Annotated in this window: 12 protein-coding genes; 4 read left to right on the forward strand and 8 right to left on the reverse strand. The window is 55.8% G+C overall.

What is annotated here, in order from left to right; translation table 11 throughout:
* Positions 1-65 precede the first annotated feature (65 nt).
* The 3 genes from pgk to tkt form a co-directional block, all read right to left on the reverse strand.
* The gene (gene pgk, locus OXR04_RS11195) at positions 66-1,229 is read right to left on the reverse strand and encodes a phosphoglycerate kinase (RefSeq protein ID WP_267370016.1); all 1,164 of its coding nucleotides are present in this window, start codon (positions 1,227-1,229) and stop codon (positions 66-68) included.
* A gap of 51 nt (positions 1,230-1,280) precedes the next feature.
* The gene (gene epd, locus OXR04_RS11200) at positions 1,281-2,300 is read right to left on the reverse strand and encodes an erythrose-4-phosphate dehydrogenase (protein ID WP_009087123.1); all 1,020 of its coding nucleotides are present in this window, start codon (positions 2,298-2,300) and stop codon (positions 1,281-1,283) included.
* Between the two features lie 316 nt (positions 2,301-2,616).
* Complete coding sequence (tkt, locus tag OXR04_RS11205) at positions 2,617-4,611, reverse strand: transketolase (protein ID WP_046102506.1); 1,995 nt, start codon at positions 4,609-4,611, stop codon at positions 2,617-2,619.
* 271 nt (positions 4,612-4,882) lie between these two features.
* Between tkt and OXR04_RS11210 the strand changes: the two genes are divergently transcribed.
* Positions 4,883-5,638, forward strand: coding sequence for a M48 family metallopeptidase (locus OXR04_RS11210; RefSeq protein WP_058958125.1), 756 nt, complete (start codon positions 4,883-4,885; stop codon positions 5,636-5,638).
* Positions 5,639-5,700: 62 nt separating this feature from the next.
* Here the strand turns inward: OXR04_RS11210 and OXR04_RS11215 are convergent, their stop codons facing one another.
* The 3 genes from OXR04_RS11215 to speA all read right to left on the reverse strand — a co-directional run bounded on the left by OXR04_RS11215 (position 5,701) and on the right by speA (position 9,369).
* A complete protein-coding gene (locus OXR04_RS11215) occupies positions 5,701-6,111 on the reverse strand; it encodes a YidB family protein (RefSeq protein ID WP_009087128.1) in 411 nt (136 codons plus the stop codon).
* A gap of 192 nt (positions 6,112-6,303) precedes the next feature.
* On the reverse strand, positions 6,304-7,224 hold the full coding sequence (gene speB, locus OXR04_RS11220; protein ID WP_009087129.1) for an agmatinase: 921 nt from the start codon (positions 7,222-7,224) through the stop codon (positions 6,304-6,306).
* Between the two features lie 168 nt (positions 7,225-7,392).
* A complete protein-coding gene (gene speA / locus OXR04_RS11225; protein WP_009087130.1) occupies positions 7,393-9,369 on the reverse strand; it encodes a biosynthetic arginine decarboxylase in 1,977 nt (658 codons plus the stop codon).
* A gap of 843 nt (positions 9,370-10,212) precedes the next feature.
* On the opposite strand from speA, the gene metK reads away from it, so the two are divergent.
* Together metK and OXR04_RS11235 are read left to right on the forward strand one after the other, a co-directional pair.
* Positions 10,213-11,364: a methionine adenosyltransferase gene (gene metK, locus OXR04_RS11230; RefSeq protein ID WP_009087131.1), complete on the forward strand. Its 1,152-nt coding sequence runs from the start codon at positions 10,213-10,215 to the stop codon at positions 11,362-11,364.
* 520 nt (positions 11,365-11,884) lie between these two features.
* A complete protein-coding gene (locus OXR04_RS11235; protein WP_009087132.1) occupies positions 11,885-13,282 on the forward strand; it encodes a sugar porter family MFS transporter in 1,398 nt (465 codons plus the stop codon).
* 69 nt (positions 13,283-13,351) lie between these two features.
* On the opposite strand, the gene OXR04_RS11240 is transcribed toward OXR04_RS11235, so the two are convergent.
* Together OXR04_RS11240 and OXR04_RS11245 are read right to left on the reverse strand one after the other, a co-directional pair.
* Positions 13,352-14,620 carry an O-antigen ligase family protein gene (locus tag OXR04_RS11240; protein ID WP_267370013.1) on the reverse strand — a complete coding sequence of 423 codons (1,269 nt, stop codon included), beginning with the start codon at positions 14,618-14,620 and terminating at the stop codon, positions 13,352-13,354.
* The gene (locus OXR04_RS11245; protein ID WP_009087134.1) at positions 14,610-15,716 is read right to left on the reverse strand and encodes a glycosyltransferase; all 1,107 of its coding nucleotides are present in this window, start codon (positions 15,714-15,716) and stop codon (positions 14,610-14,612) included. Before OXR04_RS11245 ends, OXR04_RS11240 begins: the two co-directional genes overlap by 11 nt.
* A 249-nt stretch (positions 15,717-15,965) precedes the next feature.
* On the opposite strand from OXR04_RS11245, the gene OXR04_RS11250 reads away from it, so the two are divergent.
* Positions 15,966-16,478, forward strand: a complete 513-nt coding sequence (locus OXR04_RS11250) for a SprT family zinc-dependent metalloprotease (RefSeq protein WP_009087135.1) — start codon at positions 15,966-15,968, stop codon at positions 16,476-16,478.
* The last annotated feature ends 7 nt before the right edge of the window (positions 16,479-16,485 follow it).

The raw sequence follows: 16,485 nt of genomic DNA on the forward strand, positions 1-16,485 counted from the left end.
CGTCGATTTAAACGCCCAGACGGGCAAGACTTCAGGCGATGCCGCAGGGCATCACCCCCAAAGGTTTACTGCTTCGCACGCTCTTCCAGCATGGCGACGGCAGGCAGTTTCTTGCCTTCCACGAACTCAAGGAACGCGCCGCCACCGGTAGAGATGTAGGAAATTTTGTCTTCGATACCGAACAGGTCGATCGCCGCTAAGGTGTCGCCGCCGCCAGCCACAGAGAACGCCTCACTGTCTGCAATGGCGTTTGCCACGATTTCGGTGCCTTTACGGAAGTTAGGGAACTCGAATACGCCCACCGGACCGTTCCACAGGATGGTTTTCGCATCCTTCAGGATGGCAGCCATCGCCTGTGCGGTTTCGTCACCGAAGTCCATAATCTCTTCGTTATCCGCCACTTCCGAAACCTTTTTCACGGTTGCTGGTGCAGTTTCGGAGAATTCCGTGCCGATACGTGAGTCAGTCGGCACCGGAATACCGTGCTGATCGCGCAGGCCTTTCGCTGCTTCAACGAAGTCTGGCTCATACAGGGATTTACCGACTTTATTGTCGATAGCCACGAAGGTGTTCGCGATGCCGCCGCCGACAATCACGGTGTCCGCGATTTTGACCAGCGACTGCAGCACATCAAATTTGGTTGAGACTTTAGAACCGCCCACGACAGCGACCAGCGGACGCTCAGGGTTGGTCATCACCTTGCCCAGCGCTTCCAGTTCAGCGGAGAGCAGCGGACCGGCACAGGCAACAGGCGCAAATTTGCCGACGCCGTGAGTAGAGGCCTGCGCGCGGTGTGCAGTACCAAACGCGTCCATCACGAAAACGTCGCACAGGGCAGCATATTTTTTAGACAGCGCTTCGTCATCTTTCTTCTCGCCTTTGTTAAAGCGAACGTTTTCCAGCACCACCAGTTCGCCAGCGCCCACTTCCACGCCGTCGAGGTAATCTTTTGCCAGGGTCACATTGGTGCCGCTCAGCTTCTCTTTCAGGTAGTTCACGACCGGCAGCAGCGAGAACTCTTCGTTGTATTCACCTTCGGTCGGACGACCCAGGTGAGAGGTAACCATTACTTTCGCGCCCTGTTTCAACGCCGCTTCAATGGTGGGCAGAGAAGCACGGATACGTGCATCAGACGTCACTTTACCTTCTTTAACCGGTACGTTGAGATCGGCACGGATCAGCACGCGTTTGCCAGCCAGATCCAGATCGGTCATCTTAATTACAGACATGGTGAACCCTCTCGTTGATTCTCATAAGTTTTGCCAGACGCAAACCGCGTCTTACCTGAAACCGCTTGCGGCCATGGCTAACGTCGTGTCGAGCATTCGGTTAGCAAAGCCCCATTCGTTGTCACACCAGACCAGGGTCTTGATAAGGTGTTGACCGCTGACCCGCGTTTGCGTTCCGTCCACAATGGCGCTGTGCGGATCATGGTTAAAATCTACTGAGACTAACGGTAATTCCGTATAGTCAACTATACCACGAAATGCCCCCTCTGCCGCGCTTTGCAACAGGGTGTTAACCTCGCACGCCTTCACTGCCTGACGAACAGAAACGCTGAGATCAATAGCCGTCACGTTGATCGTCGGGACGCGAACCGCTATCGCCTCAAAGCGATCGTTGAATTTCGGAAAAATGCGGGTGATGCCCGCCGCCAGCCGGGTGTCGACCGGAATGATCGACTGGCTGGCTGCTCGGGTGCGGCGCAGATCGCTGTGATAAGCGTCGATCACCTGCTGATCGTGCATCGCCGAGTGAATCGTGGTGACGGTGCCGGATTCGATGCCAAACGCATCATCCAGCAGTTTAATTACCGGAATAATGCAGTTGGTGGTACAGGAGGCATTGGAGACGATGCGGTCGCTGGCGCTCAGATCCTGCTGATTAACGCCATACACCACGGTCGCGTCGAGATCGTTTCCGCCGGGATGAGAGAACAGCACTTTTTTGGCACCCGCCTGAAGATGCGCTTCGCCATCCGCGCGCGAACCGTAAACGCCGGTGCAGTCCAGTACCACATCAACATCGAGTTCACGCCACGGCAGATCGGCAATCTCTGCACGGTGCAGAATGCGCAGGGTATCGCCCCCCACCCACATCACATCGCGCTCCTGCCGCACATCAAAAGCAAAACGGCCATGGCTGGTGTCATATTTCAGCAGGTGCGCCATCCCGGTGGCTTCCGCCAGCTCGTTGATCGCCACCACCGTAATCTCCGCCCGCCGGCCCGTTTCATATAACGCGCGCAGAACGTTGCGTCCAATCCGGCCAAAACCATTTATTGCTACCCGTACCGTCATTTCTCTCCTGCCACGTCAGACTGAAAAAAACGTGCCGTTAGCCTGAGCGTTTCACTGCATTTTGTACAGGAGATTCTTACCCGGCATTGTCCGAAACCAGGGCAAGATGCCTGGCGACTGAAACGGTTCAGCTACAATAATAGAAGGAAGGAATAACGGGAATGACTGTGATCAATCTGACTGCTTATATTTAGATCTGCGTCACAAATTGAGGCGAAAACAGGTTATTACTGCAGGAATAAAAGAGCGAGAGGGACGAAAAAGTCGTCCCTCTGAGTTTAGCGCCAGGCGGGTTCAGGCCCGCCTGACCGGTTTTTTACGCCAGCAGCGCTTTGGCTTTCGCCACAACATTGTCGACGGTAAAGCCAAACAGTTCAAACAGCTGATCCGCAGGCGCTGATTCGCCGAAGCTGGTCATGCCGACGATAGCCCCATTCAGACCGGTGTATTTGAACCAGTAATCTGCGATGCCCGCTTCGATAGCCACGCGCGCGCTGACCGCTTTTGGCAGAACGGCTTCGCGATACGCATCGCTCTGCTTGTCGAAGGCATCCGTTGAAGGCATAGAGACGACACGCACCTTACGACCTTCGCTGGTGAGTTTGTCCCACGCACCGACAGCCAGTTCAACTTCTGAACCGGTGGCGATCAGGATCAGCTCAGGCGTGCCGTCGCAATCTTTCAGCACATAGCCGCCGCGCGCCACGTTAGCCAGCTGCTCAGCGTCACGCGACTGCTGCGCGAGGTTCTGACGGGAGAAGATCAGTGCCGTCGGGCCATCCTGACGTTCAATCGCGTATTTCCACGCCACGGCAGATTCAACCTGGTCACACGGACGCCACAGGCTCATGTTTGGCGTGGTGCGCAGGCTGGCCATCTGCTCAACCGGCTGGTGCGTCGGGCCATCTTCGCCCAGACCGATGGAGTCGTGGGTGTAGACCATGATCTGACGGATCTTCATCAGTGCCGCCATACGCGCAGCGTTACGCGCATACTCAACGAACATCAGGAAGGTGGCCGTGTAAGGCAGGAAGCCGCCGTGCAGCGCCAGTCCATTAGCGATAGCGGTCATACCGAATTCACGCACGCCGTAATGGATGTAGTTACCTGCCGCATCTTCATTGATCGGCTTAGAGCCCGACCAGACAGTCAGGTTGCTCGGCGCCAGGTCAGCTGAACCGCCCAGGTATTCCGGCAGAATTTTACCGAAGGCTTCAATCGCATTCTGTGAGGCTTTACGGCTGGCGATCTTCGCCGGGTTCGCCTGCAGCTGCTCAACAAATTTCTGAGACTCTTCCTGCCAGTTAGCAGGCAGCTCATTGCTGATGCGACGCTTAAACTCAGCGGCCAGTTCCGGGTGAGCCTGCGCGTAAGCCGCGAATTTCTCATCCCAGGCGGACTCTTTCGCCTGACCCGCTTCTTTCGCGTCCCACTCAGCGTAGATCTCTGACGGGATAACGAACGGTGCGTGGTTCCAGCCCAGCTGTTTACGGGTCAGCGCCACTTCGTCATCACCCAGCGGTGCGCCGTGTGAATCATGGGTGCCCGCTTTGTTCGGCGAACCGAAGCCGATGACGGTTTTGCACATCAGCAATGATGGCTTGTCGCTGACGCTTTTCGCTTCGTCGATCGCTTTAGCAATCGCATCCGCATCGTGACCATCAACGCCGCGCACAACGTGCCAGCCGTAAGCTTCAAAGCGCTTAGCGGTGTCATCGGTGAACCAGCCATCAATGTGACCGTCGATAGAGATACCGTTGTCATCATAGAAGGCCACCAGTTTGCCCAGCTTCAGCGTACCCGCCAGTGAGCAGACTTCGTGCGAGATGCCTTCCATCATGCAGCCATCACCCATGAAGACATAGGTATTGTGGTCTACGATGTCATGACCCGGACGGTTGAACTGCGCGGCCAGGGTGCGCTCAGCGATAGCGAAACCGACCGCATTAGCGATGCCCTGCCCCAGCGGACCGGTGGTGGTTTCAACGCCGGCGGTGTAGCCATATTCCGGGTGACCTGGAGTTTTTGAGTGCAGCTGGCGGAAGTTTTCCAGTTCGCTCATCGGCAGATCGTAGCCGGTGAGGTGCAGCAGGCTATAGATCAGCATGGAGCCGTGACCGTTGGAAAGCACGAAACGGTCGCGGTCAGCCCACTGCGGGTTGGTCGGGTTGTGGTTCAGGTAACCGCGCCAGAGTACTTCAGCGATGTCCGCCATACCCATTGGGGCACCCGGATGTCCCGATTTCGCTTTCTGTACTGCATCCATACTTAACGCACGAATGGCGTTGGCAAGCTCTTTACGAGAGGGCATTTTCTACTCCAGGTCGGATTAATGCTTCGCGCCTTAACTTATTGTTATTAATGAGTTACCGGGCAAAACAAGGAAAAAGTTGCCCATCAATGTACATGAAAATCGGGGCAAAAGTACATGCTGTAAAACGCTAAATGTCACCGCTTCGTATGGCTTTTCCGGCCAACTCTGCTAGCAAAGTGCAGACTGGCAGGCTATAACCAAAACGTTTATTCACCTGGCACGGTTTCAGGTGTTTGTTTTTCTTACCTTGTTATGAATGGGATAGAGCATGAAAATCCAGAAAACGGTATTAGCGCTTGGACTGGCGACGCTGCTGAGCGGCTGTCAGGGGCTGGACAATAACGCGCTGATGCAGTCAGGCGCACAGGCTTATCAGGCTTACACGCTGAGCGACGATCAGGTTAAGCAGCTGAGCGATAAGTCCTGTGAGCAGATGGACAAAGAGAATCAGATCGCGCCGGCTGACAGCCAATATCAGCAGCGTCTGAACAAGATTGCCGCCGCGCTGGGCGATAACATCAATGGCGTCCCGGCTAACTACAAGGTTTACCAGACGAAAGATGTCAACGCCTGGGCAATGGCAAACGGCTGTATCCGTGTCTACAGCGGACTGATGGATATGATGACCGACAATGAAGTCGAAGGGGTACTGGGCCATGAGATGGGGCACGTTGCGCTGGGCCACACCCGTAAAGCGATGCAGCTGGCGTATGCCACCACTGCGGCCCGCACGGCTGCCGCGTCGGTTGGCGGGGTGATCGGTTCGCTGTCGCAGTCGCAGCTGGGCGAACTGGGTGAGAAACTGGTCAACGCGCAGTTCTCCCAGTCGCAGGAGTCACAGGCGGATGACTACTCCTATGACCTGATGAAGAAACGCAACATTAACCCGATGGGGCTGGTCACCAGCTTTGAGAAACTGGCGAAGCTGGAACAGGGCCGTCAGAGTTCAATGTTTGACTCCCACCCGGCTTCAGAAGCGCGCGCTCAGCATATCCGCGATCGCATTGCTGCCGACGCGAAATAAGAGACAATCAGGCGCATCATCCTTCAGGGCGATGCGCCTGATACCTTCCGGCTCTGGCTGATTCAGCGCTTAAATATCTGATCCACCATTGAGCCTAAATCGAGTTTATTCTCATGCAGTGACGCCTCATCCATTCGCCCCTGCGGTGACATCCTGTCGATCAGCTGCGGCAGAATCACCGCCAGCGTGCCTGCTGCGCCCTTAACGTCGGTTCCCAGCTTATCCGCCAGTGACTGCAGTTCCGCCTGACCAAACGCCGAGTGGATATCGCTGTGCGCGACCGGCTGATTGCTGCCGGTGCCAATCCACGAGCTAAAGACTTCACCCAGCCCGCCCTGCTGAAATTTTTGCAGCAGCACTTCAATGCCGCCCTGCTCCTGTACCCAGTGCCACACCGCCTGCAGCTGGCCGGGCAGGTGCCCGTCACTCTGACTGCCCTGCAGTGAGCCCGCCAGTTCATCAAGAAAGCCCATGATTGCCTCCACGTCGAAAATTGATGTCACTAAGTTTAGTTGCTGATGTGCAGTTGCGCCTGAACCGCATGGCCGAGGCCAGCAGCCGGTCAGACAGGGTATTCGTGGGGAAAACGCAGAGGGGGAATGGCGGGAGACGGCAGCAAAGCCTGCCGGATTATACCGGCAGACTTATCAGAGGGGTGCGGCAAATCAGCCCTTGTTGGCCGCCTGAACATGCAGCATATCCAGGGCCAGCGTCGCCGCGGCCAGCGCAGTTAAATCTGCATGGTCATAGCCCGGTGCCACTTCCACCAGATCCATACCCACGATGTTCATGCCCTGCAGGCCACGGATCAGTTTGGTCGCTTTATCGGTGGTCAGGCCGCCAATGACCGGCGTGCCGGTGCCAGGTGCATGAGCCGGGTCCAGACAGTCGATGTCGAAGGTGAGATAGACCGGCAGATCGCCGACGGTGCGTTTTACTTCAGCAAGGATATCGTCAACGCTGCGGTCATTGACCTGCGCCGCATCCAGCACGTTGAAGCCCAGGCTCCGGTCAAATTCAGTACGGATACCAATCTGCACCGAGTGCTGAGGATCGATCAGCCCCTCTTTCGGCGCGGTAAAGAACATGGTGCCGTGGTCAAAGGTCGGGCCGTTGGAGTAGGTGTCGGTGTGGGCATCAAAGTGCACCAGCGCCATCTTGCCGAAATGTTTCGCATGCGCGCGCAGCAGCGGCAGCGTCACGTAGTGGTCGCCGCCAAAAGTCATCATGCGCTTGCCACTGGCCAGCAGTTTTTCGGCGTGCGCCTGTAATTTATCGGAGAGATCCTGTGAGTCACCGAAGGCGTAAACCAGATCGCCGCAGTCGACAACGTTCAGACGCTGACGCAGATCGAAATCCCACGGCCAGCGGCAGCCTTCCCAGGCCAGGTTGGTGGAGATCTGGCGGATGGCGCCCGGCCCCAGGCGGCTGCCCGGACGACCAGAGGTGGCAGCATCAAACGGTACACCGGTAATCACCCACTCCGCGTCGCTGTCATAAGGCTGGAAGTTCAGCGGAAAGCGCATGAAGCCGAAGGCGTTAGAGACCAGGGAGTTGTCGTACTGATTGCCAAGCGTGTTATACATAATTGCTCTCTCTATGCGTAAGTCGGGCCAGGCCCGCAAGCCGTTAAGGTTGAGATAAAAAAAATCCCCTCCGCGTCGTTAGGCCCGACGAGGAAGGGATTGAGTGGGTCAGATTATCGGCATAGTCAGCGGCAACTGCAATATACGATTGCGGGCTGAACGATGCGATTACTCATCTTCTAAATAGGTGTATCCGTAGAGGCCGCTCTCAAACTCTTCCAGGAACTGGGCACGAAGCTCTTCGTCGAGATCGGACGCCTGCACCTGATTGCGGAACAGCGACATCAGCTGGTTAGGATCAAGCTGCACATAACGCAGCATGTCTGCCACGGTGTCACCCTCATCCGACAGCTGCACTTCCACTTCGCCATTTTCGCGTGCGTAGACATCCACCGCCTCGGTGTCACCGAACAGGTTGTGCATGTTGCCCAGAATTTCCTGATAAGCCCCGACCATGAAGAAGCCCAGCATCGGCGGGTTATCCAGGTCATATTCCGGCATCGGCATGGTGGTGGCGATACCGTCGCCATCCACATAGTGATCGATGGTACCGTCAGAGTCACAGGTGATGTCGAGCAGCACAGCGCGGCGTTCCGGCTTCTTATTCAGCCCTTCCAGCGGCAGAACCGGGAAGAGCTGATCGATACCCCATGCATCCGGCATCGACTGGAACAGCGAGAAGTTAACGTAGATCTTATCCGCCATTCGCTCCTGCAGTTCGTCGATGATCGGACGATGCGCACGGTTGCTCGGATCGAGATGCTGCTGAATATAGTGACAGATGCTCAGATAGAGCTGCTCAGCCCATGAACGCTGCTTAAGATCGTAAGTGCCGGAGGAGTAGCCGGTGTGGATATCGAACAGGTCCATCTGGCTGTCGTGCAGCCACTCACGCAGCGAACGGCGGGTATCCGGCTCGTGCATCTCCTGCCAGGTTTCCCACATGCTGAGAATCGGGCGCGGCGCATCGGCATCCGGCGTTTCAGGTTCGCTGAACTCGTTGCGCTCCACGCCGATGATGTTAGAAACCAGCACCGTATGGTGTGCGGTCACGGCGCGACCGGACTCGGTGATCACCGTCGGGTGCTCCAGGCCGTGCTCATCACAGGCGGCCCCGATGCCCCAGATCACGTTGTTAGCGTACTCGTTGAGGCCATAGTTGACCGAACAGTCAGACTGCGAGCGCGTGCCTTCATAATCGACACCCAGACCGCCGCCGACGTCGAAACATTTGATGTTTACGCCCAGCTTCGCCAGTTCGACATAGAAACGCGCCGACTCACGCACACCGGTGGCGATATCGCGGATATTGGACATCTGTGAACCAAGATGGAAATGCAGCAGCTGCAGGCTGTCGATGCGGCCCGCTTCGCGCATAATCTCAACCAGCTTCAGCACCTGCGTCGCTGACAGGCCAAACTTCGACTTTTCGCCGCCGCTCGACTGCCACTTGCCGGAGCCCTGTGACGCCAGGCGAGCACGGATACCCAGACGCGGCACCACGTTCAGACGCTCCGCCTCTTCCAGCACCAGCCGCACCTCGGTCATTTTTTCCAGCACCAGATAGACCTTGTGGCCCATCTTCTCGCCAATCAGCGCCAGACGAATATATTCCCGGTCTTTATAACCGTTACAGACGATCACCGTGCGGGTCTGACCCGCATGTGCCAGCACCGCCATCAGCTCCGCTTTCGAGCCAGCCTCCAGGCCCAGCGGTTCACCGCACTGGGTCAGGGATTCAATGACGCGTTTATGCTGGTTGACTTTAATCGGGTAAACCAGGAAGTAGTCACCGGTATAGCCGTAGGATTCACGCGCACGTTTGAACGCGCCATTAATAGAGCGCAGACGATGTTGCAGGATCTGCGGGAAGCAGAACAGCGCGGGCAGACGCTGACCCTGTGCTTCGCGCTCTTTCACCAGCCGGGCTAAATCGACGCGCACATCCGGGCGATCCGGATCCGGGCAGACACTGATGTGGCCCAGTTCGTTGACGTCGTAATAGTTGTTGCCCCACCAGGCGATGTTGTACGTCCGCAACATTTTGCTCGCGTCCTGATCGTTCATTGCAACCTCCTGCATGGAGCGGAGTGCACCCTGTTCGCCAGCTGACGAACCTTTGATATTCTTCATGTCGTCAGACATCGCGAACCTCAATTTTCCGTTGAAAGATGAAACTGTTAACCGGCTTTATGGCCGCTAATCTGAAACGCAGATACCCCATTAAACGTCATGTCCTGTTCACCTGACGTTGCCGTCAGCGCGCTTCACGCATATGAGTTAAGTGTAAAACACCCTGGCCAGATCCGTTTAAACAGAGAACATTTACCCGATCTTTATTGACCATAGATAACCGGTCTCGTTCCACTGCGTGGACGCAGAGAAGAGACAAAGCCCTGAGAACAGAGGTAAAGATTAGCCAGCGCTCGTGTCGGTAAAATTACCGCATCGCAGATATTGTCGGCTGGAAAGAGAAACAGAGGGGAGGCAGGAGCGCGCCAGTGTTGCGCCAGAGCGCAGAGAACCGGGAGAAGAAAAAGCGTGGTTCATTACTTGTATCACCTCCGCATATGCCGGGGGCACATGGAGAACAACCAGGGTGAAAGCCAGACCGGTGTCTGACGGGCGCGACGCACACAGTGGCGTCATCCTTGCTGCGGCTAGCGAAGCAGCGGCGTTTTATACCGTTTACGGCGCTAAAAAGCAAAAAGATTATCGGGTAATTCCGTGGAGTGTCAGCAAATTATGCCGATAAAGCTGACAGGTAAAATGCCGAAACAGAAAAAGGGCTGGTAATTGGTTTATCCTCTATCCTAAAATAGCCGTCCAGATGGTTTTCCATCTAAACAGGTTAATATCCAGGCGGTGTTGGCCTGCTGTGCTGACACAACCTCACTGCTCGCGGCTTTGCCTGAAGGGGCGTCAGGTCAGATAACCTCACTGGCGCTATGCAGTCGAATTCAAACCATATTTAAGGTAAAGAACAGAATGGCTAAACACCTTTTTACGTCCGAGTCCGTATCAGAAGGACATCCCGATAAAATCGCCGACCAGATTTCCGATGCCGTGCTGGATGCGATCCTGGAACAGGATCCAAAAGCGCGTGTGGCCTGCGAAACCTACGTTAAAACCGGTATGGTACTGGTTGGTGGTGAAATCACCACCAGCGCCTGGGTCGATATCGAAGAGATCACCCGTAACACCGTTCGCGAAATCGGCTATGTTCATTCCGATATGGGCTTTGATGCCAACTCCTGCGCCGTATTGAGCGCGATTGGCAAACAGTCTCAGGATATCAATCAGGGTGTTGACCGCACCGATCCGCTGGAACAGGGCGCGGGCGACCAGGGCCTGATGTTCGGTTATGCGACCAACGAAACCGACGTTCTGATGCCTGCACCGGTGACCTATGCACACCGTCTGGTTCAGCGTCAGGCAGAAGTGCGTAAAAACGGCGCCCTGCCGTGGCTGCGTCCGGATGCCAAGAGCCAGGTCACTTTCCAGTATGACGATGGCAAAATTGTCGGCATCGACGCGGTCGTGCTGTCAACGCAGCACGCGGAGTCCATCAGCCAGAAAGATCTGCAGGAAGCGGTGATGGAAGAGATCATCAAGCCGGTTCTGCCTGCCGAGTGGCTGAATGCCTCAACCAAATATCACATCAACCCGACCGGCCGCTTTGTGATCGGCGGCCCGATGGGCGATTGCGGTCTGACCGGTCGTAAAATCATCGTCGACACCTACGGCGGCATGGCGCGTCACGGTGGCGGTGCGTTTTCCGGTAAAGATCCGTCAAAAGTTGACCGCTCTGCGGCCTATGCAGCGCGTTATGTCGCGAAAAACATCGTCGCAGCCGGTCTGGCTGACCGTTGTGAAATTCAGGTCTCTTATGCGATCGGCGTTGCTGAACCGACCTCCATCATGGTGGAAACCTTTGGCACCGAGAAAATTGCGACCGAACAGCTGACGCTGCTGGTGCGTGAATTCTTCGACCTGCGTCCATATGGTCTGATTCAGATGCTGGATCTGCTGCACCCTATCTACAAAGAGACCGCCGCTTACGGTCACTTTGGTCGCGAACATTTCCCATGGGAAAAAACCGATAAAGCCGCCCTGCTGCGTGAAGCGGCTGGCCTGTAAGTTTTCCGGCTGATCATGAAACCCTGCCACGCCGGCAGGGTTTTTTATTGCTTTTTCAGTGGCTTTGCCTTCGTGCAGCACGGGCAGATTGCGCTCTGTTTTGCATTCCCGGCCTGCCCCCTTCTGACCGGATAAAACGCTTCTGCCCGACCTTCTCGCCGCCCCTCAGCAGGTTTCCTAATCTCAGCTACACTTCATTGCGCTTTTTCTGACAACAAAATGTTAACGATTACAAATTGAAATGCTTTGTTTATCTGACATTTAAGATTTAACGCACGTGGTTATTCTGTTCAAAATGCGTTATTTTCAGCGTCGTCTGATAGCCAATAAATAGAGCATTGTCAGAAACTTAATGAGTGCTATACCTCACTGGTTAATTAATCTTTACGGGTAAAATATGCTGAATTTCAGGGTTTCAGCGTGTGTAAGCGATTACACTGATGTGATCAGACTCACTTTTTTCCCGTAAAAGGTTTTTTAACATTGATAAAAACAATGATGGATAAACCTGGAGGCTAAAATGCCTGGCAATACACACAAAAGCAGAACTTCAAATAAGGCGATGACCTTATTTGTCTGCTTTCTGGCAGCCCTTGCGGGTCTGCTGTTCGGTCTGGATATCGGCGTGATTGCCGGTGCCCTGCCATTTATCGCAAAGGACTTCAACGTTACCGCTCATCAGCAGGAGTGGATCGTCAGTTCCATGATGTTTGGTGCTGCGGTGGGGGCTATCGGCAGCGGCTGGATGTCCTCCCGCCTGGGCCGTAAAAAGAGCCTGATGGCCGGTGCGATTCTGTTCGTCATCGGTTCTCTCTGGTCGGCGATGGCGCCAAACCCGGAAATGCTGATCAGCGCCCGCGTATTGCTGGGTCTGGCAGTCGGTGTCGCCTCTTATACCGCCCCGCTTTATCTTTCTGAAATCGCTCCAGAAAAAATTCGCGGCAGTATGATTTCGCTCTATCAGCTGATGATCACCATCGGGATTCTGGGTGCTTACCTGTCTGATACCGCCTTCAGCTTTACCGGCAACTGGCGCTGGATGCTGGGCGTCATCACCATCCCTGCCCTGCTGCTGCTGATCGGTGTCTTCTTCCTGCCAAACAGCCCACGCTGGCTGGCGGCGCGTGGCAACTTCCGCGATGCGCAACGCGTACTGGACCGTCTGCGCGACACCAGTGAGCAGGCAAAACGTGAGCTGGATGAGATTCGTGAAAGCCTGAAGATCAAGCAGTCTGGCTGGGGTCTGTTCACCAGCAGCAGCCACTTCCGTCGTGCCGTCTACCTCGGCATTCTGTTGCAGGTTATGCAGCAGTTTACCGGTATGAACGTCATCATGTACTACGCACCTAAAATCTTTGAAATTGCCGGCTTCGCCAACACCACGCAGCAGATGTGGGGTACGGTCATCGTCGGTCTGGTCAACGTGCTGGCGACCTTTATTGCCATTGGCCTGGTGGATCGCTGGGGCCGTAAACCGACCCTGATTCTGGGCTTTATGGTGATGGCTGCCGGTATGGGCGTGCTGGGAACGATGCTGCACTTTGGCATTACCTCGCCGGGCGCACAGTACTTCGCGGTAGGCATGCTGCTGATGTTCATCGTTGGCTTCGCGATGTCAGCCGGTCCGCTGATCTGGGTACTCTGTTCTGAAATTCAGCCGCTGAAAGGCCGCGATTTCGGTATCACCGTCTCGACCACCACCAACTGGATCGCCAACATGATCGTGGGTGCGACCTTCCTGACGATGCTGAATACCCTGGGCAACGCCAACACCTTCTGGGTCTACGCGCTGCTTAACCTGTTCTTCATTCTGCTGACGCTGATGCTGATTCCGGAGACCAAAAACGTCTCGCTGGAACACATCGAACGTAACCTGATGGCCGGTAAAAAACTGCGCGACATCGGTGCACGCGACTAACCGTTAAGCACTAAAAAAAGGGCGGGGTTTCTCAGGAAACCCCGCCCTTTTTATTGGTTCAGCCCCTTATCATACCGGGGTGACCCGCACGTCCGGCCGAGGCCGCGGCAGGCAGCAGAGCGCCAGCGCCATGATAAAGATGGTGGCAGTCTGGTTATAGGGCAGCACCGAATCGGTCAGCCCGGTGATAAACAGCGCCAGCATCGGCAGCGCCGCCCCGCGCAGATCGCACTTCTTCAGCCAGCCCGCCAGCATCGTCAGATAGAGCAGCGCCAGCGACAGCGTCCCCAGCCATCCCTGTAACGTCGTCACTTCGAGAAACTCGTTGTGCATGTTGTATTTGACGTTGGTGTAGCCTTCCACATTGAGCGGATAGTGTTTGATGATGAACTGACGCGCCTCCGTGGTGCGCGCATCCGGCGTCGCGAAGCCGCCATGATGCTCAATAAAGTTCATCGCTCCGCCCCAGATCGCGACGCGCGCACCCAGCGAGGTCGAGCTGTTGGAGCCAAAGTTCTCAATATCCTGCACCCCTTCCACCCAGCGGTTACTGGTCATCAGGATCAGCAGCGCCACGACGCCTACCGCCAGCGTGCCGACGCGCCAGTTAGTGAGCAGCGACAGCCGGTAACTCTGCACCACAAACAGCAGGCCTGTGGCGATCAGCGCAATCAGGGTCACGCGGGTCGCACACAGGTAGAGCAGCGCGAAGGTGACAGCCAGCACCACCACATCGGCAACCTTCCAGTAGCGATGCGTCTCAAAACGACTCAGCCACAGCCAGGCGCAGTAGATAAACAGAATCATGTAGGAGGACATCGACGCCGCTTCAGTCGTGAGTTTGATGCGGATGTTCGCGGTGTAGAGATGCTCATGAATACCGAAGCCCAGCGTAATCAGCAGTCCGATCAGAATGAGCACTTTCCCGATACGCAGCGTGGTCAGGGAAACCCGATCGCCATAAATAGCCAGGCTGAGGAGAATAAACGCGCCCAGCAACAGCCGCTTCGCGCCCAGCAGGTAGTTGCCGATATTGGTTATCGCATCGGTTGAGGGGGCAGTTTCAATCCCCTTAACGTGAAGGGCCCAGAACAGACGGATCAGGGCAAAGACAACCAGAACAGCGAACAGCGCAATATAAAAACCCGCTCCCCTGAAGTCGCTCCGTCTGCGCACCAGGCCATAGAGTATGGAGGCAACGGAGAGATAGGAGACGAAGTAGAATATTTTTTGCGGCAGACCGGTAACAAACATATTCAGTGAGAGTGCCAGGCAGAGCGCAATCACGGAGAAATTAACCAGTAACGTTAATCCATTGCGTTCGGTTTTATTCGTCATGCTTAACCTCAGTAAGGCGATTAAGCACGGTCATCAGGTGCTTCATATAATTTTCCTCATAAAAACCGGTGATGCTCGCTTTAATAACCTGATGGTCAGGGAAACGGAAATCCCCGCTCATGGCGTTGAGAATAGCGGCCAGCGCCATGCTGTCATTGACAGGGTAGAGCTGACCATTGTGACCGTTCTGAATAATTTCCGCCGGACCGCTGATGCAGTCGGATGAGACGCAGTAGACGCCGCGCGACATCGCCTCCAGCAGGATCAGCGGGAACCCCTCAAAGTTGGAGGTCATGAGCAGACAGCTGACCTGTCTGATGTGGTGGAGGACATACTCCCAGGCGTTCTCCTGCCAGCCATGCCAGGTGATGCGATCCGCAATCCCAAGCTGCGCCGCGTAGTGCTGGCACTGCGCCAGATCCTCGCCATCTCCCACCATCTCCAGCGTCCAGGGGACGCTGACCTGCTGCAGGGCATCAAACAGATCTTTCAGCTGTTTCTGCCGCTGGAAGTGGATGCGCCCGATATAGAGAAACTTCAGCCCCTGAGGGCGGCCAATGACCACCTCAGTGCGCTTTACCGGGTTATAGATCACATCAACGTCTGTATCGCGCGCGCCCAGATCCACCAGCTGCTGTTTAATCTGCTGGCTGATGGCGAAATGGTGATCGGCCCGCAGCAGATAGTGAGGACGGTAACGTTCACGCGGGGGCAGATGCATCCAGCTCGACAGCATGATTTTACGGCCGGAGAGGCTGATGGCGCGGCGCGTCATCAGGCAGGGAATCGTATTCAGGGTCAGGACATGATCGGGCTGATAGCGGCGAAAAAAGGCGGCCATTCGCAGCGTATGAATCAGATTTTTTATCTTTTTGTTGCGCAGCGTGCAGACGCTCTCGGCTAAAACAGCGTTGGCGGTCCAGGCACGGGAGTGGCTCTCTTCGCCGCTGTTGATAATAAACAGCCCCGCTTCCGTTCCGGCCTCTGCATTCAGCGCGGTAATCAGCTGACCGGTCACATTCTCCATACCGCCGCGACCTGCCATCAAATCGGTCACCAGCACAATGCGCTGCTTCCTGATGTTATTATTTTTCATTGCGTTGTCCGTACACTGTGCCTGTCGCATCTCATCGGTTCACGCTGCAGTGAACCTTATCAATAGGATATTCTAAAAACGCCGATAACCATATTGAATCCGGAAATTTCCGCCGCTGCCGCGCCTCGTCTGACCACCCTGTGGCCGCCGCCTGCCGTGCCGGAAACGGGGCGGCAGATTATAGCCACGCTGCTGCCATTTTCGCGGGTTATGTTGAGTTCCCGGACAGCGATGATTATCCTGAACGCCATGAAAACACCTCGTCTCCCTATTGCCCTGCAGCAGGCGGTGATGCGCTCGCTGCGCCAGTCGCTTGCGCGTGCCAATCAGGCCCTGAAAACGGACTACCCGGAACCTGCCCTGCTCTACCAGCAGCGCGGCACGGCGGCGGGCACGGCCTGGCTGGCCGCCTGGGAAATCCGCATTAATCCGGTGCTGCTGCTGGAAAATCAGCAGGCGTTTATTGATGAAGTGGTGCCGCATGAGCTGGCGCATCTGCTGGTCTGGAAACAGTTTGGTCGCGTTGCGCCGCACGGCAAAGAGTGGAAGTGGATGATGGAGCAGGTGCTGGGCGTGCCGGCGCGGCGCACCCATCAGTTTGAGATCGCTTCCGTGCGCAGCAAGACCTTTGCCTATCGCTGTCAGTGCCAGCAGCACCAGCTTACGGTGCGGCGCCACAATCGGGTGGTGCGCAAAGAGAGTGAGTATCGCTGCGTGCACTGCGGAAGCCTGCTGACCGCGGGCGAGTTTGTGCCAGCCTGAGACTAAT

This window comes from Pantoea sp. GM_Pan_3 (genome assembly GCF_026541045.1).
Lineage (GTDB): Bacteria > Pseudomonadota > Gammaproteobacteria > Enterobacterales > Enterobacteriaceae > Pantoea > Pantoea anthophila.